Source organism: Allobosea sp. RAF48 (assembly GCF_052114025.1).
Lineage (GTDB): Bacteria > Pseudomonadota > Alphaproteobacteria > Rhizobiales > Beijerinckiaceae > Allobosea.
Genome location: NZ_JBFRDZ010000011.1, coordinates 102,676 through 121,227, shown reverse-complemented (window position 1 = coordinate 121,227; position 18,552 = coordinate 102,676). Strand labels below are relative to the sequence as shown.

The window sequence follows — 18,552 nt, the reverse complement described above, 5'->3', positions numbered from 1 at the left end:
AGAGCCAAACGGCCGAAACCAAGGCGACCCTTCATGTCCGAACTTCCGCAGTCCCGCGCCATCCTGCCCGAGGGCTGGCCACAGCCGCGCGGCTATGCCAACGGCATGGTGGCGGACGGCCGCGTGCTGGTCACGGGCGGGCTCGTCGGCTGGAACGCCGAGGGCATCTTCGCGCAAGGCTTCGTCGGCCAGTTGCGCCAGACCTTCCTCAACATCAGGGCAGTCGTCGAGGCCGGCGGCGGGCGCGTCGAGGATATCGTGCGCCTGACCTGGTACGTTACGGACATCCAGAGCTACCGCGACAGCCTTCGCGAGATCGGACCGATCTATCGCGAGGTCTTCGGCCGGCATTTCCCGGCGATGGCGGTGGTCGCGGTCACGGCGCTGGTCGAGCCGCAGGCGCTGCTGGAGATCGAGGCCACGGCGGTGGTCGCGCACTGAGCAGGACGGCGTCGTCCCCCGCATTCATGCGCCCGTGAAAATACTCGCACGCGACGCCGTTTATTAGGTGTTCACCAAGATTCCAGGCCGAGACTTCGGGAGCGTCGCACGCTTGCGGCGTTTTCCGGAGTATCTCCATGTCCAATGTCAGCGGTATCGGTGGCGGCTTCCGGCCACACCACAAACCTCCCAGCTTCGACCAGATCGACAGCAACAGCGACGGCGGCATCAGCCTCGATGAATTCGAGAGCGCCGCGCCCAAAGGAGCCRACAGCTCCAAGAGCGAAGAGCTCTTCAAGAAGATCGACGCCGATGGCGACGGCTCGATCAGCAAGGCCGAGTCGGATGCGTTCAAGGACAAGGCCAAGAAGGCCGACAGCCTGCTGCAGTCCTTCCTGTTCTCCCTCCAGGCCGACGGAACGCAGAATGCGCAGGCGGCTTCGACCAATGATTTCGCCTCGGTGTTCAAGCAGATCGACGGCGATTCCAGCGGCGGGATCAGCCAGGGTGAATTCACCTCGGCCTTCGGCGACAGCCGGTTGGGCAGCGACCGGCTGAACCAGCTTTTCAGTGCTCTGGACAAGGATAGCGACGGCTCCGTCTCGCAGGACGAGGTGAAGGCCTTCCAGTCCACGCTGCAACAGTCCGGCGAACGACACCACCGGCGGCCGCCCCCGGAAGCTATCCAGAACGCCTCGCAAGCCTATGTCTCCGCCTCGCAGCTCCGCTCGCAGGGAACCACGGAAACGAACTACACCCAGGCGGCCTGAATTCCGCCGCCCGGTCGCCGCGCTGACCCGAGGCAACCGCAAGACCCTCGACGCCGACGGCAGAAGCCGCTGGCGCCGCTCTTCAGATCCCCGCGCCGTCCTGCAAGGTCCCAATCGGCGCCTTGCGCCAGAGCCGCATATGCAGCGCCCGCAGGCCAGGACGCAGCAGGATATCGCCGAAGGCGAGCGCCAGAGAGACCGGCGCATTCGCCGTCAAAGCAAAGGCCGCCAGGAACAACCCCGCCGTACTCAGCACGCGCCAGCTCGCTGCCGCCAGCCAGGCCCGGCGATCCGGCGTACCGCGCCGGCCGACGATACGGATGACATTGCGCCGGAACCGGGCCGCTACGCCGCCTTCGCCGATCGCGCCGTGTTGCTCGGCATCCCCGCCCGGCTCGACGAAGCCGAAGGCGACGGTCTCGTTGCTGATCCGATCGACCAGGATGAAGCCACCGAGCTCGTGGCTCTCGGCATAGGGCTGCGAAACCAGCGGCCTGTCGAGCCGGAGCGTCACCAGCCCGATGCCGTTCATGCGCAGGGCTTGCGCCGGCAGCGGCCGGAAACCCTCGATGTCGATGCTGTGGTGCAAGGTCTCGACCGTCGCGCTGGCGCTTTGCGTCGCCAGTTTCAGCAGGAACTGGCCGCCCTCCAGCATGGCGCGCTCGCCCGTCCAGAGCAGTCGCGCCGTAAGCCCGCGGCTGACCGGCAACGCCGTGTCCGCAGCGACGATGACGTCCCCGCGCGAGATGTCGATGTCGTCTTCGAGAGTGACGGTCGCGGCCTGCCCGGCGGCGATCTGGCTGGCGTCACCGGCAGCACCGATCAGCCGGGCGATGCGGCTCGTGCGCCCCGAGGGCAGCGCTATGATCGGATCGCCGACGCGGGCGCGGCCGGCGACGGGCGTGCCGGCATAGCCGCGGAAGTCGAGATCCGGGCGATTGACCCACTGCACCGGCAGGACGAAGCCTTCGCCGCTGCGGGCAGCGCGCGCGATCGCAACGCTTTCGAGATACGGCAACAGCGCCGGGCCGTCATACCAGGCCATGAGTGAGGACGGCCGCATGACGTTCTCGCCGTCGCGGGCCGAGACCGGGATGAAGCTGATCGAGGCAAAGCCGAGGCTCTTCACCGCGGCGCGGTAATCGGCCGCGATCCGCTCGAAGACGGCCTGATCATAGCCGACGAGGTCCATCTTGTTGATCGCGACCACGACATGGCGGACACCGACCAGCGAGACGATGAAGGAGTGGCGGCGCGTCTGCGGCAGCAGGCCCTTGCGCGCATCGACCAGGATAATGGCGAGGTCGGCGGTGGAAGCGCCGGTCGCCATGTTGCGGGTGTACTGCTCGTGGCCGGGCGTATCTGCGACGATGAAGCTGCGCGTCTCGGTCGCAAAATAGCGATAGGCGACGTCGATGGTGATGCCCTGCTCGCGCTCGGCCGAGAGGCCGTCGACCAGGAGGGCGAAATCGGGCGCCGCGCCTTGCGTGCCGAATTTGCGGGAATCGTTGTCGAGCGCGCTGAGCTGGTCGTCGAAGACCGCGCCGGCCTCGTAGAGCATGCGGCCGATCAGCGTCGACTTGCCGTCGTCGACCGAGCCGCAGGTGATGAAGCGCAGCAGCGAATGTCGGCCGGTTTCGGAGGCGGCTGGCGTATCGTTGGCGGGGCGAAGATTCTGGGCCGGTTTCGACGTCTTCAGGTTCTTTTTGGCCAGGTTCCTGGCGATAGCGAAGCCCATCAGAAATAGCCTTCCTGCTTCTTCTGCTCCATCGAGCCTGAGCCGTCATGATCGATGACGCGGCCCTGCCTTTCGGAAGAGCGCGAAGAGCGCATCTCGGCGATGATGTCGGTGAGGCTCGCCGCCTCGCTTTCGACCGCGCCGGTCAGCGGGTAGCAGCCGAGTGTGCGGAAGCGGACCATGCGGGTCTCGACCACCTCGCCGGGAAGCAGCTCCATGCGCTCGTCGTCGCGCATGATCCAGGCGCCGTCGCGCTGCACGACAGGCCTGGCTGCGGCGAAATAGAGCGGCACGACCGGAATGTTCTCCAGCGCGATGTAGTCCCAGATGTCGCGCTCGGTCCAATTGGAGAGCGGGAAGACACGGAAGCTCTCGCCGCGGTGCTTGCGTGTGTTGAAAAGCTGCCAGGGCTCCGGGCGCTGGTTCTTCGGATCCCAGCGATGCTCGGGCGAGCGCAGCGAGAAGACACGCTCCTTGGCCCGGCTCTTTTCCTCGTCGCGGCGAGCGCCGCCGAAGGCCGCATCGAACTTGTGCAGGTCGAGCGCCTGCTTGAGGCCTTGCGTCTTCATGACGTCGGTGTGGATGCGCGAGCCCGAGGAGAAGGGGTTGATGTCGGCTTCGACACCCTCCCGGTTGATGTGGACGATGAGGTCGAGCCCCAGGCGTGCCGCCGTCTCGTCGCGAAAGGCGATCATGTCGCGGAACTTCCAGGTCGTATCGACATGGAGCAGCGGGAAAGGCGGCTTGGCCGGGTAGAACGCCTTCATCGCCAGATGCAGCAGGACCGCTGAATCCTTCCCGATCGAATAGAGCAGCACCGGCTTGTCGCAGGTCGCTGCCACCTCGCGGATAATGAAGATGGCTTCCGCCTCGAGCTTCTGGAGATGGCTGAGCTGGATCATGCGTGAGCTCCCGCCGGTGCGGCTTTGCCGCGCGCCAGCTTTCCGTCCGGCCCGACATGCAGGCCGCATTCCTTGGCAGCGTCGTCCTCCCACCACCAGCGCCCGGCCCGCTCCGGCTCGCCGGGGCGGATGGCACGGGTGCAGGGCTGGCAGCCGATCGAGACGAAGCCCTGCGCGTGGAGCGGGTTGAGCGGCACGCCGTTCTCTTGCGCGAAAGCGAGCGTGCGCGCGCGCGTCCAGTCGATCAGCGGGCTCGCCTTGACGAGCCGGCGTGCCAGATCCGCCTCCGCGAACGGAACCGCGCCGCGCGCCGCCGACTGGTCGGCGCGCAAGCCCGTCAGCCAGACGTCGGCGCCCGCCAGCGCGCGGCCGAGCGGCTCGACCTTGCGGATGTCGCAGCAGGATTTGCGAGCATCCCGCGAAACATGGAAGCCGTTGATGCCGTTCTGGCGGACATAGAGTTCGACCGCGTCGTGCCGCGGGTAATAGGGCCGGATCAGGATGCCGTAGCGCTCCTCGGTCTGCTGCCAGAGCGCATAGACCTCGGGGAAGAGCCGGCCGGTATCGAGCGTAGCGAAAATCACCGGCAGCTTCGCCGTGGCGATGAAATGGGTCAGGACCTGATCCTCGAGGCCGAAGGATGTGGTGAAGACCACCGCCCCCTTCGCTCCCGCAACGGCCCCGGCGAGGCGAGCCGGAACATCGACCGCGCCGTGCGCAGCATTCAATGTTGTGGCACGGCTTGCCAGCATTTCGGCGGCACCCTCGTCCGGTGCCGTTTCAGTCGCTTTCGCCTCGTCCTGGCCGGGGCTTTCCGCCATTGTCCTGCCGTGCCGCTTGTTCGGTAAATCGAACAGACGACTTATACCCGCAGGGGTCAAAGCTCAATTCACATACAGTAGCGGGTTTTTTCTTATTTCACTTTCAGAGGAGAAGATTGTTTTAACGAACGCTGCACACCCGCAGGCGAGTGATGTTCCGACGACGACCGGACAGCGGCATTCAGCGGGGCCACGCAGGAGGCGAAACGAACGAGTGCCTGCTTCTCAATGGAAATCCCGCGATTTCGGCAGGATCCGGACATTGCGCGGATGGCGGTGGCGCGGCAGCGGCGGGTTCTTCAGCTCGTCGACGGACATGGGGACCTCGGCGCGGTGCGTGTCCGACAGCGAAAGCAGATCGGCCGAGCGGTCGACGATACGCTGGGCCATGAGATGGACGACGCCTTCGACGCTTTTCTGCACCCTGCCCTCGACCAGCATCAGCCGCGCGCCCATGACCTCACGGCGGAAGCGCTCGAACAGCCGCGCCCAGATCACGACATTGGTGATGCCGGTCTCGTCCTCCAGCGTGACGAAGATGGCATTGCCGTTGCCCGGGCGCTGGCGCACCAGCACGACGCCGGCCGTGCGGACGAAGGCGGCGTCGGGCTTCGCATCGGTCTCGGCGCAGCTCAGGATGCCCTCGCGCCGGAAGCGCGTACGCAGCAGTTGCATCGGGTGCCCCTTCAGCGAGAGCCGGACGGTCTGGTAATCGGCGACGATATGCTCGGCGAGCGGCATGACCGGCAGCGCCATGCTCCGCTCCGAGCCCAGCTCGCGCGCCTGCGCAGCCTGGAAAAGCGGCAGAACGGCATCGTCCGGCAGGCGGCGCACGGCCCAGAGCGCCTCGCGCCGGTCCAGCCCGAGCGAGCGGAAGGCATCGGCATCGGCGAGCAGGCGCATGGCGCGGGCGGGAAGGCCGGCGCGGCGCATCAGTTCCTCGACGTCGCGGTACGGGCCGCCTGCTTCCCGCTCCCTGGCGATGGCCTTCCCCCATTCATCCTTGAAGCCGTCGATCTGACGGAAGCCCAGACGCAGGGCGAAGGGGTCCCTTTTGCTCTCCTGACGCGGCCGGTCATGGTAAGAGCTCGATTCCGAAACGGCTTCCAAGCTGTTGTCCAAAAAGCTGGAATTGACATCGGCCGGCCGCGCTTCGACGCTACCGTTCTCTTCCGCCTCACGGACAATCTGGGCCGGAGCGTAGAAGCCCATCGGCTGGGAATTCAGCAGCGCGGCGGCAAAAGCGGCCGGGTACCATCGCTTCAGGAAGGAGGAGATGTAGACCAGCTTGGCGAAGGAGGCGGCGTGGCTTTCCGGGAAGCCATAGCTGCCGAAGCCCTTGATCTGCTCGAAGCAGCGCTGGGCGAAATCGCGCTCATAGCCGCGCGCGACCATGTTTTCGATCATCTTGTCCTTGAAGTGATGGATAGTGCCGGCGTTACGAAAAGTCGCCATCGCTTTGCGAAGACCATTGGCATCGACATCCGAAAAGGCTGCGGCCACCATTGCAAGTTTCATTGCTTGTTCTTGAAAGAGCGGAACGCCAAGGGTTTTTTCCAGGACCTCTTTCAATTCATTTTTGTCGTGAGGGGGCTTTGGCGATGGATAATCGACCTTCTCCTCTTCGTTTCGTCGCCGCAAATAAGGATGAACCATATCGCCTTGGATCGGACCAGGTCGGACGATCGCTACTTGTATGACGAGGTCGTAGAATTCCCGAGGCTTCAGCCGCGGCAGCATGTTCATCTGGGCGCGGCTCTCGACCTGGAAGACACCGAGCGACTTGCCCTCGCAGAGCATGTCGTAGGTCGCCTCGTCGCCATCCTTGAGGTCGGCGAGCGCGTAATCCTTTCCCCCGTTCGCCTTGATCAGATCGAAGGCCTTGCGGATGCAGGTCAGCATGCCCAGCGCCAGCACATCGACTTTCATCAATCCGAGCTCGTCGATGTCGTCACGGTCCCATTCGATGAAGGTGCGGTCGTCCATTGCGGCGTTGCCGATCGGCACGGTCTCGTCGAGCCGCCCGCGCGACAGGACGAAGCCGCCGACATGCTGCGAGAGATGGCGCGGATAGCCGAGCAGGCGGGTGGCGAAATCGACGGCGCGGCGGATCGTCGGATTGGTCGGATCGAGCCCGGCCTGACGGACGCGGGCATCGCCGATCTCGCTGCCCCAGCTCCCCCAATTGGTATCGGCGATGCGGGCGGTGACGTCCTCGGTCAGGCCCAGGACCTTGCCAGCCTCGCGAATGGCACTGCGCGGCCGGTAATGGATCACGGTCGCGGCGATGCCGGCACGCTCACGGCCATAGAACTTGTAGATCCACTGGATCACCTCCTCGCGCCGCTCGTGCTCGAAATCGACGTCGATATCGGGCGGCTCCTTGCGCTCGGTGGAGATGAAGCGCTCGAACAGCACGTCATTCTCGTCCGGGTCGACCGCAGTGATGCCGAGCACGTAACAGACGGCGGAATTGGCGGCCGAGCCGCGGCCCTGGCAGAGAATGCCCCTGCTGTTAGCGAATTCGACGATCTGGCGGATCGTCAGGAAGTAGCGGGCGTATTCGAGCTTCCCGATCAGATCGAGTTCCTTCGCCAGCAGCTTCTCGACCTTCTCCGACACGCCGTCGGGATAGCGGATCAGGCAGCAGCGGCGGACCAGTTCCACCAGCCAGTCCTGATCCTTCCAGCCGGGCGGGATCGGCTCGTCCGGATATTCGTATTTGAGCTGTCGGAGATCGAACTCGATGCGGGAGAACAGGGCTTGCGTTTCGGCGATCGCCTCGGGCGCGTCGCGGAAAAGACGGGCCATTTCCTGCGGCAGCTTGAGATGGCGCTCGGCATTGGCTTCCAGCAGACGCCCGGCCCGCTCGATGGTGGTGCCCTCGCGGATGCAGGTGAGCACGTCCTGCAGGTCGCACTGCCCGATGGAATCGTAGAGCGCATCATTGGTCGCGATCAGCGGCGTGCGAGTCGCTGCCGCGATCACCTTCAGGCGCGCAAGGCGGCGGCGGTCGTCGCCGCGCCGGTGCATGCTGGCGGCGAGCCAGACAGCGCCGGGCGCAGCATCGTCCAGCTTGGCGAGCAATGCAGACAGGCCATCGAGGCTGCGCGCAGGCATCAGGATCAGCAGCAGGTCGCGGGCATCGTTCAGGAGGTCGTCGAGAACGAGATGGCACTCGCCCTTCTTCACGCCGTCCTTCAGGTTGCCATGGCTGAGCAAACGGCAAAGGCGGCCCCAGCCGACGCGATTGGCGGGATAGACGACGATGTCGGGCGTGCCGTCGGCGAAGACGAGACGGGTGCCGGTCGCGAGCTTGAAGCCATCGGCCTTCGCTTTCATCTCCTCGGGCGTGAAGGGCAGAGCGGCGAATTCGGGGTTCTCGGCCCAAAAATACTCCCCTGGGCTGCCGCCTTCCCTGACCTTGTCGGGCGCCGGCAGACCGTACTCGCGCACTTGCTTCAGTGCCGCCCAGGCGCGCACGACGCCGGCCACCGTGTTGCGGTCGGCGATGCCGATGCCGGAATAGCCGAGCAGCAGCGCCGTCAGCACCATATGCGGCCCCGGGGAGGCTCCGCGCAGGAAGGAAAAATGCGTGGCGGCAACAGGTTCGGCGAAGGCATTCGCAATCTGATTCATGCGAAGAGCCCGTGCAGGAACCAGCGCGGCGGGGCGCTGTCGGCCTCGTAAAAGCCGGTGCGATAGAGCCAGAAGCGACGGCCTTCGGCGTCTTCGACGCGGTAGTAATCGCGCATCGGCTCGTCGCTGCCGTCGCGCCACCATTCGGGCGCGATGCGCTCCGGCCCCTCGGCGCGGGCGACGTCATGGATGAGGCGGCGCCAACGGAAGCGGATCGGCGGGCCGTCCGGCACTTCCGCGATGGCCTCGACCGGCTGCGGCGGTTCGAAGAGCTGGAGCGGACGGGCCGGCGGCTCCGCCGGCTCGGGCTCGGGCCAGATCGCTTCCGGCAGAGGCGCGGCGGCCGAGAGCGCTTTCGCAGCGCGGACGGGATGGTGCGTGTCCTGCACCGCGAAGCGCAGCACCCGGTCACGGCCAAAGCGGGTGACGAGCCGGTCGACGAGATCGGCCACGGCCTCCTCCTCGACGGCGCGGCCATCGAGGCTGTGTTGCGGCGTGTTCAGCGGTTCGCAAACGGGCACGGCGAGCTTGATCGCATCGAAACCGAAGCCCGGGTCCAGCGGATCGGCCAGCGTCTCGACACGCTCGCGATAGAGCCGCAGCAGCGCCTTGGCGTCGCGCGACGGGCGGCCGGTCTCGATGGCGAGACGGCGGACAGCGCCGTCGCTGCGGAAGAAGCCGATCTCGAAGAGGCGCCCGCCTTCGCCACGTGCCTCCAGCACACGAGCCGCCTCCCCTATCAGGCGGATGACCACCGCCTCGAGGCTCGCAGTATCGGCGAAAGGCTCGGCGAAATGGCGCTCGACCACGCAGTCCGGCGGCTGGCGCAGGGGTGTGATGCGCCGATCCTCGCGGCCGAGGATGCGCCTGAGCTTCGTCGCCAACGCCTCGCCGAAGCGGGAGGACAAGGTTTCAGAGGGGCGCTCCGCGAGATCGGCCAGGCTCTTCAAGCCGGCGCGGGAGAGTGCAATCACGGTCTCTGCTTCTGCCTCCAGAGCCGCGACCGGTAGCGGGCGAAGCGCCGCTTCGTCCCGCCCCGGCGGGATAATGCCGCCCCGGGCGAAGCGGGCGCAGGCGCGGGCGGCGTCGGGCGTGCCTGCGATGGCGGCTTTCAGGCTCAAGCCCATCCGGTCCATCACCCGCCGCACAAGGCCGACCATCCCCTCCTCGCCGCCGAAGAGATGGGCACAGCCGGTGATGTCGAGCATGAGGCCATGCGGCTCGTCGCGCGCGACCAGCGGGGTGAAACGGTCGCAGAAGGCAGCGAGCGCCTCGATGAATGCGCTGTCGACCTGCGGCTGCGCCTCCAGCGCGACGAGATCGGGGATGCGGGCGCGGGCATCGGCCAGCGTCATATCTCGCGTCAGGCCGAGATCTATGGCGCGCTTGTCGCAATCGACCAGGCGCAGCGCGTTATGCTGCGTCTCGACCAGGACATACGGCTTCTCAGCCGGCGCGCCGAAGGCCGGAATCGCGCCCATCCGCCGCAACCTGTCCGTCGCCAGGAAGGGAAACCAGAGGGCGAGATAGCGGCGCGGCATGGTCTGTCCGGGAAGCCCGTCTGTCGGATCGGTCGAAAAGGCTGCGTTCCGCGAAAGATCGTCGGTCACGGTCCCACTCCACACGCCACTCACGTTCCGCCGCGCCGCCGCGCTGGCGCAGCAATCTCACCGCAAAAGCCGGGGCACCCGGGGCATTGGCCTCCAGCGCCCGCGATGCGAGCGCCCGGACCTGCCAGCGCGTGCGCGCCGCGCTCGGCGCCTCGGCCGCCGCCACGCGCAAAAGCAGAACCGGCACGCCCGAGCTCTCCGCCGCCAGGGCGAGGCGGCGGCTCGCCGTCAGATCGAAGGAGCGCGGCTCGCCCCAGGGTTCGATCAGCACGGCACCGAGCGCGGGGCAGCGCGCCGCCTCGGCGCCGGCCCGTAGCGCGCTTTCGCCGTCGCGCGCCCGCACCAGGAGCAGGCGCGCCGGATCGAGGCCGAGCTCGTTCAGGCCCGGTGCATGGAGCCGCCCAGCCTCGGCATCGACGAAATCCTGCCGCGCCCAGAGGATGGGGCCTCCGCCTCCCTTCCATTCGATCCGCCCCGCCCGCAGCGCGAGGCCGAGCGCGAAACCGGTCGCGGCGGCGAGATCGGCAACCTCAGCGGCGTAGACCTCGTGCAGCGCCGCCCGCGCGAGCCCGCCATTCAGGGCCTCGTCCAGCGAAGCCACGCCCAGACCGATCCGCGCCTGCGAAGCCGGGCCGGCGCGCAGGGCCGCCTCGGCAAGACTACGGCGCAGATCGGACAGGGTCGGGGCGGTGGTTACGGTCATGGGATGATGCAATTGTTCTCTCTTTGTTCTTTTATAGACCTCTCCCCGTCGGAAGGCGAGTCGAGTCTCGCCGCCCTCCGTCTCGCCCCTGTGTGCCAACACACGAAGTTTGTCGGCACGAGCGGGTAGTGTGTCGGCATTGGTAGCCAAAATGTGTCGGCAGCCGCTGCTCCACTTGATCTGAGCCCTTTCATCAGGTGAGTGAGAACGGGGTAGCGCGCACAACCCGGCCCAGCGCCCGCGTCGTTGACCTGACCGCGACATCGCTCGACGCCCAAGCTTTCTACACAGGTGCATATCTAACCGACCTGGAGCGAGCCGTGCGCGTTCGCTTGGCCAGCCAGATCGCAACCTCTCGGGCGGACGCTGAGCGTAGGACAGCCGAGCAAAAGGCCAATGAGGAGAGGGAACGCGCCGACCGCCAGGCCAGGCTGGAGAAGGAAAGAGCCGAACGGGAGGCCGCTGCGGCGCATGCCGAGGCGCAGCGGATAGAGGCCGAGACCCGTGCCAAGGCTGCTCGGGCCGAAAGGACCGAGCTCCTGGAGAAGACCCGAGACCTTATTCGGACGAAAACACTCGCCTGCATCGGCAAGGAAGGGGCGACGATGCTCTTAACCGACGAGAAGGCGGAAGTTGTCGCGAAGGCGGCCATGATCTTCTGCCAAAACGACATCGACGCGCTCGTGAAGGTCACCACCGAGCTGGTGGAAAACGAGTCCGGTGGGCCGTCAGATCGCTCATTGGTTCGGAAGATCGCGGAGGATCGTGTCCGGGAGGTCGTCACCGCTTATGTCATCCGGTCACGCGGCGATCTGATCGGGAAGAACCTGAAGGAGCAGCAGACGCCTTCGAAGCCAGCCGAGAGTTCCAGAAATTCCCCCACCCTCTAGCTCGGCGACCGCGGCTGCCTGTGCAGGCCGGTGGAAAGGACGCTTCATGGGATTCAGGTTTCGGCGTTCCGTTCGTCTCTTTCCCGGCGCAGGGTGAACTTCAGCCTCAGCGGTGTGAGCGTGAGCGCCGGCGTGCCGGGAGCGATGATCAACATCGGCCCGCGCGGCAGCCGTCTGACCATGGGCCTGCCCGGCACTGGCATTTCCTACACTCGCAATCTGAGTTCGCCTCGCCCCGTAAGACGAGCGTCGACCCCAGCTGAGGTCTATCTGGAGCCACCGGTTCCACCCGAGCCGATGCACCCGGACCAGAGCCGCAGCCAGGGCCCTTGGTCGGGGAGATCAAGAGCGCCGAGGTGGCGAGCCTGACCAGCCCGGACCTCGGGGGCCTAAAGCAGTTGATCAACAATGCGGCGCACCAGAAGGTCTTGCTCCAGTCGGATCTTAACGAAGCGGTCGCAGATCGGCGTCGCGCCTGGCGGAAACTGCGACGTCGCGAACAGTTGCCACTTCGCGTTGTGATGAAGTCGTCCATCCCGACCGCGCGCGTTGCTTTCGAGGAAGCGGAAGAGGAGGCCTTGAAGGTCGCGGCAGCGATCATCGCGACAGAGATCAAGGTGGAGATCGATCTCAACGATCAGACATGGGCGGCGTGGGCTGAAGTGACGAAGACGTTCGATCGGCTCTCCCAGGCCGCGAAATTCTGGGATGTCACATCATCCGTCGCTGTTGACCGCTTCCGCACCCGGTCCGCCGCTCACGAGCCATCCGCCGGAACCGATCGATCGACCAGTTCGGGAGGAAGACCGAGACGACCCGTGTCATCGCATGCCTCCAATTCGAAATCCGCGCTCTCGCCCGCCCTGGCCCTGATCAGTTCAACAAGCCAGCGCGGTCGTCCCATTCCAGGCACCGGCAACACTGTCGATGGCAGAACCGAGACGCGCCATCGGGTCATCGCCGCCGTGGGCTGACCGAAATCGGAGGCATCGACCTCTCGTCGCCATCGTCGCAGCGCGATGCCGATAGCACCTGTCCCCTCCGCAGCCAGCTGAAGGCGACGTGACGCCGTCATGGACAAGCGGGCTACCTCGCCGACGACGGAGCCCAGCCCGCCATGGCGCAGGCCCTCTTCCATGCAGGCGAGCACCGTCTTGTCATCTCCTGCCTCGACATAGATCACGCGGTCAGGGATCAGCCCCGCCTGCGCCATCGCCGGCGCGAAAAGATCGGCTCGGGTGAGACACCAGAGCACCTTGCCACGACTCCTGGCGGCAACTCCGGCGCTAAACAAAGCCGCTGCCGCACCATCAATCGCCCCATTTCCGCCGCCGGCGACTTCATGGAGTGCCCCCAGCGTTAGGCCTCCACCAGGCAAGCGCGAATCAAGCGTCGCGATTCCGAACGGCAGCACAGTCCGACCGCGGGCGCCTCGGCCCTCGATCCGCTCAATCTGGTCGCGGAGCGACTGAAATACCGGCTGTGGCCGCAACGGGCTTTACCTGCCAGAACGATGCCTGATGTTCCCTTTATGTTCTCGTTGACAGACCAAGAGTCAAGCTCGGTGTTTGGCGGGAACACAGCGACACGACGGGAGGTTGCCGAGGCACAGCCTCTTCCTCCAAGCAGGAGTACTGATGATCTCCGATGATCCAACCGAAATCGTTGAGCAGTCCTACGAGGTCGTCGCTTGGCGAGGGCTGGCACTGGCACTTCTAGCGCAGATCCTGGTTCCAACGCCGGAGAATGAAGGGGAATGCTCCCAGTTCCTTCACACCGTCTTGGCAGATATTCTCGATCAGACGGTCAACAGCGAGGCAATGCCTGCCGAACTCGATCGAGGCGCCTTGCGGGCCGAACTGGAAGGCGTGAACGAGCGCCTCCGGCAGGAGCTCGCTGAAGCGCAGCTCGATCGCCAAAAGCTCCGAAAAGAGTAGCTGAAGTCGGGAGCCAACTGATCGCCAACAGAGTATCGACGACCTTCAGGACGCCCACGTACTAGGGAGCAACGTACGTGCCGCAGCCACCAGGAACATAGAAGCTGGGAACACGCGATCGATCCGTGCGATTAATCCCGGGCCCGCAATCCTGAGCAGAGCATCATGTGAAGCGCACCTCAACGCAGCTCGCCGAATGGCCTCTCCCATCTACAATTACACTTGGATCGCCGGTCCGCGCCAAGGGAATCGAGCGGGAAATGAGGCGGCGGCTTCCTTGGTCGACGCGGAAGCACCTCACGGTCGAAACCGGCAAAGCGATCCTTCACATGCCGGACGCCGAAGCTGCTGAGTTTGACGCTCGATCTGCGATCGTAGCGGATATGTTGGCCGATATTGCCGAGTTGCCCATCCTCCCCAGCGAGGCCGAGGACATTCTCTCCATTTCATCTCGTGAGCGCCACAAGTGGCTCAATGATGGACGACTGCAGAGCGCGGGAACCAGAACGGTCAAGCTGCGTGGCCGAGCCAAAGCCGTCACATTCCACGTGTTCACCCCAAGTTTCATCGAGCAAGTCCTCGATAGCGGCCTGCCGGAAATCTGGCGGGAAGAGGATATCGCAACGACAGCAGAGAACCGGCGGCGAGCAGCAGGGAAAGCAGCTTTGACGCGCGCGGGAAAGCGTTTGGCCAAATCCCGTAAGGCAGCGACCGGTCCGGACGAACAGAAAACCGGCCTCGACGGCTGGGAAGAGTTTGAGGCTGAAGGTTTGCTTCGGTGAGGTATGCCGCCCGGAGGGACGGGAGAGAAGCTATCCAGCTATCGCCTGCACCTGTCGGCATGAGCGACACCCCGTCTGTTCAGGGCCTCCATGCGGCATAATCGCCGTATCTTTCACGCGGCGGCGGCCAGGCTGGCGATTGCGGCTGCCACACCACCCGGGCCGTGCGGGATTTCTTTGGCTTGAAGCGCCATCTCAACGGCTCCGAGCGCTCCAATAAGCGCCGCAGCGTTGAAATGACCCATGTGGGCGATCCGGAAGGCTTTGCCGTGATAATCTCCAATCCCGAGGCCGAGCGTCACGCCACAGACGTCGCGCGCGAAGGCGGTGATGACGCTTACGTCGACGTTAGGCGTTAACACCGCCGTCACAGACGGCGCTCGCTCGGATCCCTCGGTCACTCCGAAGGTGAGAGCCTGACCACTCGACCAGAGTTCGACGGCAGCATGTGTCGCCTTGGCAAGGGCGGCGTGGCGGCGCCAGATCGCCTCCAGCCCTTCCTCGAAGATCATGTCGAGCGCGGCACGCTGTCCGAAGAGGAGATGCTCAGGCGCAGTGCCGCAATGCTTCATGTAGGCCAGCACGTTCATCCGGCCACTCCAATCCCAATAGCCGGTGCGCAGGTCGGCGCGCTTATGGGCGGCCAGAGCTTTCTCGTTGGCCGCGACGAAGGCGAGGCCTGGCGAAGACATGAGACCCTTCTGCGAGGCTGAGACGCCAACGTCGATGCGCCAGGCATCCATCTCGAATTCCATGCAGCCAAGGGAGGCAATGGCATCGACCATGAACAGAGCGGGGTGACCGGCGGCGTCGATGGCCCTGCGAATGGCCGGGATATCGTTGACGATTCCTGCTGCGGTATCAATCTGAACGACCATCACAGCCTTGATCGCGTGCTGCGTATCGTTGCGTAGCCGGGCCTCGACTGCTGCGGGATCGACGGCCCGGCGCCAGCTACCGGGGAGCATCTCGACATCGACGCCCATGAAGCGGGCCATCTCACCCCAGCCGACGGCGAAGCGGCCGCTTTCGAGCACGAGAACCCTGTCGCCTCGCGACAGAACATTGCTGAAGGCCGCCTCCCATCCACCATGGCCGTTGGCGGCGTAGACGAAGGTTTCGCCGTCAGTCCGGAAGACGCGCTTGAGATCGGAGAGAACCGTTTCGGTCAGGCTCACGATGCTGTCGGAACTGAGTTCCTCAGCCGGCCGCATCATCGCCTGGAGCACGCGATCGGGAATATTGGTGGGGCCTGGCATCGCGAGTAGCGGCCGACCATTCGCCAGGGACATGCCGAATCCTCAGGACAGTAAAATCACCACAGCAGAGATCCGCCAAGCGCGTTTCCCGGGCAAGTGCGTGCGCGCATTGCTCGACATCTCGCGCTGCATGACGCGTGTGCCGACTCGATCGGCAGGCGGCGTCCAAAAATCTCTATGAGGCGTTCGGGCTGTACCTCCGTTTCAGCTCTCCGCTGTCGTCGTAGCTGGCCTCGAAAACCGGCGAAGCGAGAGTGGCGCGAACTTTCAGTGTTCCGGCTCCGCTGTTCGTAAATCCATGACGGCTGCCAGCGGGCACGATGACCGACTGGTTGGGCAAGACCGACATAACCTCGTCCTCGATGCGGATCTCGGCCTGCCCCTCAATGACCTCCAGAATTTCTTCGACCGTATGCGAGTGCATCGGCGCGCCAAGGCCTGGTTGGCAAAGCTGCTCGAAGATGCAGAGCTGGTGCGATCCGACGACGGCTGAAACCCGCATCGAGGTCAGCACGCCCTCTCGCCACTTTTCGAGCTCGGCGTTGGGCTCAATCACGCGCATGCGTTGGTTCCTTTCAGCGGCTCCCCCACCCTACGATGCAATGACCTCACGCAGGACTTTCGGAGAGAAACATGTTCACGCACATCATGATCGGCAGCAACGACCTGGAGCGATCCAAGGGCTTCTACGACGCCACATTCGTCGCGCTTGGAGGTCAACCGGGTGAGGTCGATGCCAGAGGCAGGCTGATCTACGCCCACAGCGGCGGCCGGCTGATGATAACAACTCCGATCGATGGCAATCCGGCAACCTTCGCCAACGGCGGGACTATCGGCATCGCTGCGGCTAGCCGAGAGCATGTCCAGGCCTGGCACGATGCCGGAACGACGCATGGGGGAAAGTCCATCGAGACCCCGCCGAGCGAGCGTCCCAATGGTGCTTTCGTCGCATACCTTCGCGACCCTGACGGGAACAAGCTCACCGCGCGCTCTCAGCCGACGAAGTAGGCTTGGCCCTTTAACGATGTGCAACTAGCTCGGCACCGGCGCGCCATCCCGGGTGGAACAACGGACGATTTCCACCAGCAGCCACTGACGCCTCCGCGGGCGAAAGGGTAGCCCATCCCGCGAACGGCCGCCCATCGCGCTGCTTCCGCAGGGCTCAACGCTTGGCTGCCTTGGAACAGAGGCACCGCGGGCCTTTTCCTCGTCCAGGCGATACAGCTTGGAGACGACAGGTGTGCATTTCCAACCAAGATGAATATCAAGCGGCCGTCCAGCGCCCGGCCGCCGTGAGCGACGCTCTCCGCGTTTCCGAAAAGGGCCGCGAGTTCCAGAGCCTGACTTCGGCAATTCGCGAATGGGATGAGGCCCACAAGGGTGAGAATGCGAGCGGCCCCGAGCCGGACCAGAGCCTATTACGGCCGGACGATCTCCCGTTCTGAGGGCTGCCTGGCAATCTCGGAAAGCTTCAAAAAGATTGACCATGAGCCACTCAGCCGCCGGCCAGAGCTATCTGCCAGGTTTTGGGAACGGCTTGCTCACAAAGCGCGAGCCGGCTAGGCCATATCGCCATGGCTGCTCGGCGGCTTTCGAAATCCCAATCCGGGCGCTGCAAGAAATCTCCGGCGCATGTGTTCGGTCTACGATCGAGAAAGGGCTGCGTTCCAAGCTCAATCCATCATGAGCGCTTGTTATCCCGAGCGCCTGGGCCAAGCGCCCTGGCCCATTGCAGAGATTGATCATGCTGCCGCGGCGCGCCTGCATTTCAGCCAACCCATCTGTCGGTTCGATGGCTCTGATCAAGACCGCGCCATCGCCCGCAGCGACAATGTTAAAGCACCAGTGCAGCCCATAGGACCGATAAACGTAAGCGTGCCAGGAAGGCCCAAACATAGCCGCATTCCGCGGTGTCGGGCCTCGGAAACTGTGCGAAGCTGGATCGTCAGCGAGATAGGCCTCGGTTTCGACGATGGTTCCTCCTACGCTATCAACGAGCAGCCCGACGCCAATCAGGCGTGGTGCAAGCTCCAGCGCGGTCAAGGCTTTCAGCTCGGTCAAAGTTGATGGCATTTGTTCGATTGCGGGCTTGCTGATGGCGCGGACTTCAACTCGCGCCCTGAAGCCTGCAGTAATCAGCGCAGCAGCGGGAGAATGGTGGCGGCGGCGATCGCCACGACGATGGCACCTCGAATGAGGATGCCATTGATCCGAGCCATAGAGGCATCTGAGCTGTCAGGCGTACGCATAACTTCGCCTCCCTCGAAGTGCAGCTTCGGACCCAGTACGCGCGGATGCAACCCCATGAATAGCAATCCGTCACACTCTCCTCTCGTGTGACCAGGCCGCCACGACGTTACAACTGCCCCGGCGATTCCGGTTTGCTGCGTTAATCCGAAGCTTGGATCGCACTGGGTGCAGCTGACGCCGAACAATCTGGCCTGTTAGGGATAAAGCTGGCTCGGTGCTTCGCGTCGCGGCGCAGCGCGCCAGGCCCGTATCGCGTCTCGCGATTCTGGCCGGAGCTATATCAGCCAGTGCTGCACGGTCATCGAAGTGGGGCTCGCGGGCGATTATCAGCCATCGTTGGACGAGTTAAGCTCGTCCGGCCTCAGCCCCTCATCAAGGGCTGCTGGGATCGCCTTTCTGAGTGCGTCGTTGATCCGGTCCTGCCAGCCGGGGCCGCCATCCTGAAAGTGCGCCAACACCTCGCTGTCGATCCGAAGAGTGACCATCTCCTTGGCGCCCGGCAGAACGGTACGCTTCTCGATTGACGCAGGTGGCGCCACTTTCGGCGCAGCAAAAAGGGCTTCCGCCTTGTCCCGCGCGCTCGTCGGGCGGCGCGTTCGATCGTTGCTCATGAAGTCCTCATACCCGGCACCTGATAACCGATAGTAACAGGGACTGGATGGAAAAGGGGCGTAATCCTGTACCCGCTCAATCCTGGAAAGTTGCTTCGACGGAGGGCGCCTATCACGTAGACGTCAGTGGGAACGCCACTGACCATGATGGTTCTTTGGTGGTTCGGGAATCCGGCAGTGCCAACCTCTTCCGAAGTCG

The 18,552-nt window shown here is 64.7% G+C and carries 20 protein-coding genes; 8 read left to right on the top strand and 12 right to left on the bottom strand.

Features of this window, described 5'->3' with window-relative positions:
* Nucleotides 1-33: 33 nt before the first annotated feature.
* Both AB4Z10_RS19670 and AB4Z10_RS19665 read left to right on the top strand, forming a co-directional pair.
* A complete protein-coding gene (locus AB4Z10_RS19670; protein WP_441472074.1) occupies nt 34-441 on the top strand; it encodes a RidA family protein in 408 nt (135 codons plus the stop codon).
* Between the two features lie 137 nt (nt 442-578).
* Nucleotides 579-1,211, top strand: a complete 633-nt coding sequence (locus AB4Z10_RS19665; RefSeq protein WP_441472073.1) for an EF-hand domain-containing protein — start codon at nt 579-581, stop codon at nt 1,209-1,211.
* Between the two features lie 82 nt (nt 1,212-1,293).
* Here the strand turns inward: AB4Z10_RS19665 and AB4Z10_RS19660 are convergent, their stop codons facing one another.
* The 6 genes from AB4Z10_RS19660 to AB4Z10_RS19635 all read right to left on the bottom strand — a co-directional run bounded on the left by AB4Z10_RS19660 (nt 1,294) and on the right by AB4Z10_RS19635 (nt 10,624).
* Nucleotides 1,294-2,949 (bottom strand): GTP-binding protein, encoded by a 1,656-nt coding sequence (locus tag AB4Z10_RS19660; protein ID WP_441472072.1) that lies wholly within the window; start codon nt 2,947-2,949, stop codon nt 1,294-1,296.
* Nucleotides 2,949-3,851, bottom strand: a complete 903-nt coding sequence (gene cysD / locus AB4Z10_RS19655; protein ID WP_441472071.1) for a sulfate adenylyltransferase subunit CysD — start codon at nt 3,849-3,851, stop codon at nt 2,949-2,951. Before cysD ends, AB4Z10_RS19660 begins: the two co-directional genes overlap by 1 nt.
* Nucleotides 3,848-4,672, bottom strand: a complete 825-nt coding sequence (locus AB4Z10_RS19650; protein WP_441472070.1) for a phosphoadenylyl-sulfate reductase — start codon at nt 4,670-4,672, stop codon at nt 3,848-3,850. Before AB4Z10_RS19650 ends, cysD begins: the two co-directional genes overlap by 4 nt.
* 225 nt (nt 4,673-4,897) lie before the next feature.
* On the bottom strand, nt 4,898-8,311 hold the full coding sequence (locus AB4Z10_RS19645; protein WP_441472069.1) for an error-prone DNA polymerase: 3,414 nt from the start codon (nt 8,309-8,311) through the stop codon (nt 4,898-4,900).
* On the bottom strand, nt 8,308-9,852 hold the full coding sequence (locus tag AB4Z10_RS19640) for a Y-family DNA polymerase (RefSeq protein ID WP_441472068.1): 1,545 nt from the start codon (nt 9,850-9,852) through the stop codon (nt 8,308-8,310). Before AB4Z10_RS19640 ends, AB4Z10_RS19645 begins: the two co-directional genes overlap by 4 nt.
* Nucleotides 9,758-10,624, bottom strand: coding sequence for an ImuA family protein (locus tag AB4Z10_RS19635; RefSeq protein WP_441472067.1), 867 nt, complete (start codon nt 10,622-10,624; stop codon nt 9,758-9,760). The genes AB4Z10_RS19640 and AB4Z10_RS19635 overlap by 95 nt, the downstream gene beginning before the upstream one ends.
* Before the next feature lie 320 nt (nt 10,625-10,944).
* Here AB4Z10_RS19635 and AB4Z10_RS19630 point away from each other — a divergent pair, with 320 nt between their 5' ends.
* On the top strand, nt 10,945-11,514 hold the full coding sequence (locus tag AB4Z10_RS19630) for a hypothetical protein (RefSeq protein WP_441472066.1): 570 nt from the start codon (nt 10,945-10,947) through the stop codon (nt 11,512-11,514).
* 53 nt (nt 11,515-11,567) lie between these two features.
* Here the strand turns inward: AB4Z10_RS19630 and AB4Z10_RS19625 are convergent, their stop codons facing one another.
* On the bottom strand, nt 11,568-11,711 hold the full coding sequence (locus tag AB4Z10_RS19625; RefSeq protein WP_441472131.1) for a hypothetical protein: 144 nt from the start codon (nt 11,709-11,711) through the stop codon (nt 11,568-11,570).
* Between AB4Z10_RS19625 and AB4Z10_RS19620 the strand changes: the two genes are divergently transcribed.
* The gene (locus AB4Z10_RS19620; RefSeq protein ID WP_441472126.1) at nt 11,659-11,883 is read left to right on the top strand and encodes a hypothetical protein; all 225 of its coding nucleotides are present in this window, start codon (nt 11,659-11,661) and stop codon (nt 11,881-11,883) included. The two genes, AB4Z10_RS19625 and AB4Z10_RS19620, sit on opposite strands and share 53 nt — an antisense overlap.
* 388 nt (nt 11,884-12,271) lie before the next feature.
* On the opposite strand, the gene AB4Z10_RS19615 is transcribed toward AB4Z10_RS19620, so the two are convergent.
* A complete protein-coding gene (locus tag AB4Z10_RS19615; RefSeq protein WP_441472065.1) occupies nt 12,272-13,006 on the bottom strand; it encodes an ImuA family protein in 735 nt (244 codons plus the stop codon).
* A gap of 145 nt (nt 13,007-13,151) precedes the next feature.
* On the opposite strand from AB4Z10_RS19615, the gene AB4Z10_RS19610 reads away from it, so the two are divergent.
* Together AB4Z10_RS19610 and AB4Z10_RS19605 are read left to right on the top strand one after the other, a co-directional pair.
* Nucleotides 13,152-13,451, top strand: coding sequence for a hypothetical protein (locus tag AB4Z10_RS19610; protein WP_441472064.1), 300 nt, complete (start codon nt 13,152-13,154; stop codon nt 13,449-13,451).
* Between the two features lie 167 nt (nt 13,452-13,618).
* The gene (locus tag AB4Z10_RS19605) at nt 13,619-14,233 is read left to right on the top strand and encodes a hypothetical protein (protein ID WP_441472063.1); all 615 of its coding nucleotides are present in this window, start codon (nt 13,619-13,621) and stop codon (nt 14,231-14,233) included.
* A gap of 113 nt (nt 14,234-14,346) precedes the next feature.
* Here AB4Z10_RS19605 and AB4Z10_RS19600 read toward each other — a convergent pair whose 3' ends face one another.
* Both AB4Z10_RS19600 and AB4Z10_RS19595 read right to left on the bottom strand, forming a co-directional pair.
* Nucleotides 14,347-15,525 carry a pyridoxal-phosphate-dependent aminotransferase family protein gene (locus tag AB4Z10_RS19600; RefSeq protein ID WP_441472062.1) on the bottom strand — a complete coding sequence of 393 codons (1,179 nt, stop codon included), beginning with the start codon at nt 15,523-15,525 and terminating at the stop codon, nt 14,347-14,349.
* A 142-nt stretch (nt 15,526-15,667) separates the two neighbouring features.
* On the bottom strand, nt 15,668-16,054 hold the full coding sequence (locus AB4Z10_RS19595; protein ID WP_441472061.1) for a cupin domain-containing protein: 387 nt from the start codon (nt 16,052-16,054) through the stop codon (nt 15,668-15,670).
* A gap of 71 nt (nt 16,055-16,125) precedes the next feature.
* Here AB4Z10_RS19595 and AB4Z10_RS19590 point away from each other — a divergent pair, with 71 nt between their 5' ends.
* Nucleotides 16,126-16,500, top strand: a complete 375-nt coding sequence (locus tag AB4Z10_RS19590) for a VOC family protein (protein ID WP_441472060.1) — start codon at nt 16,126-16,128, stop codon at nt 16,498-16,500.
* A gap of 230 nt (nt 16,501-16,730) precedes the next feature.
* Entirely contained in the window at nt 16,731-16,937 is a 207-nt protein-coding gene (locus AB4Z10_RS19585) for a hypothetical protein (protein WP_441472059.1), read from the top strand.
* A gap of 67 nt (nt 16,938-17,004) precedes the next feature.
* Here the strand turns inward: AB4Z10_RS19585 and AB4Z10_RS19580 are convergent, their stop codons facing one another.
* Nucleotides 17,005-17,565, bottom strand: coding sequence for a DNA-3-methyladenine glycosylase (locus tag AB4Z10_RS19580; protein ID WP_441472058.1), 561 nt, complete (start codon nt 17,563-17,565; stop codon nt 17,005-17,007).
* 503 nt (nt 17,566-18,068) lie between these two features.
* On the bottom strand, nt 18,069-18,353 hold the full coding sequence (locus tag AB4Z10_RS19575) for a BrnA antitoxin family protein (RefSeq protein ID WP_441472057.1): 285 nt from the start codon (nt 18,351-18,353) through the stop codon (nt 18,069-18,071).
* Nucleotides 18,354-18,552 lie beyond the last annotated feature (199 nt).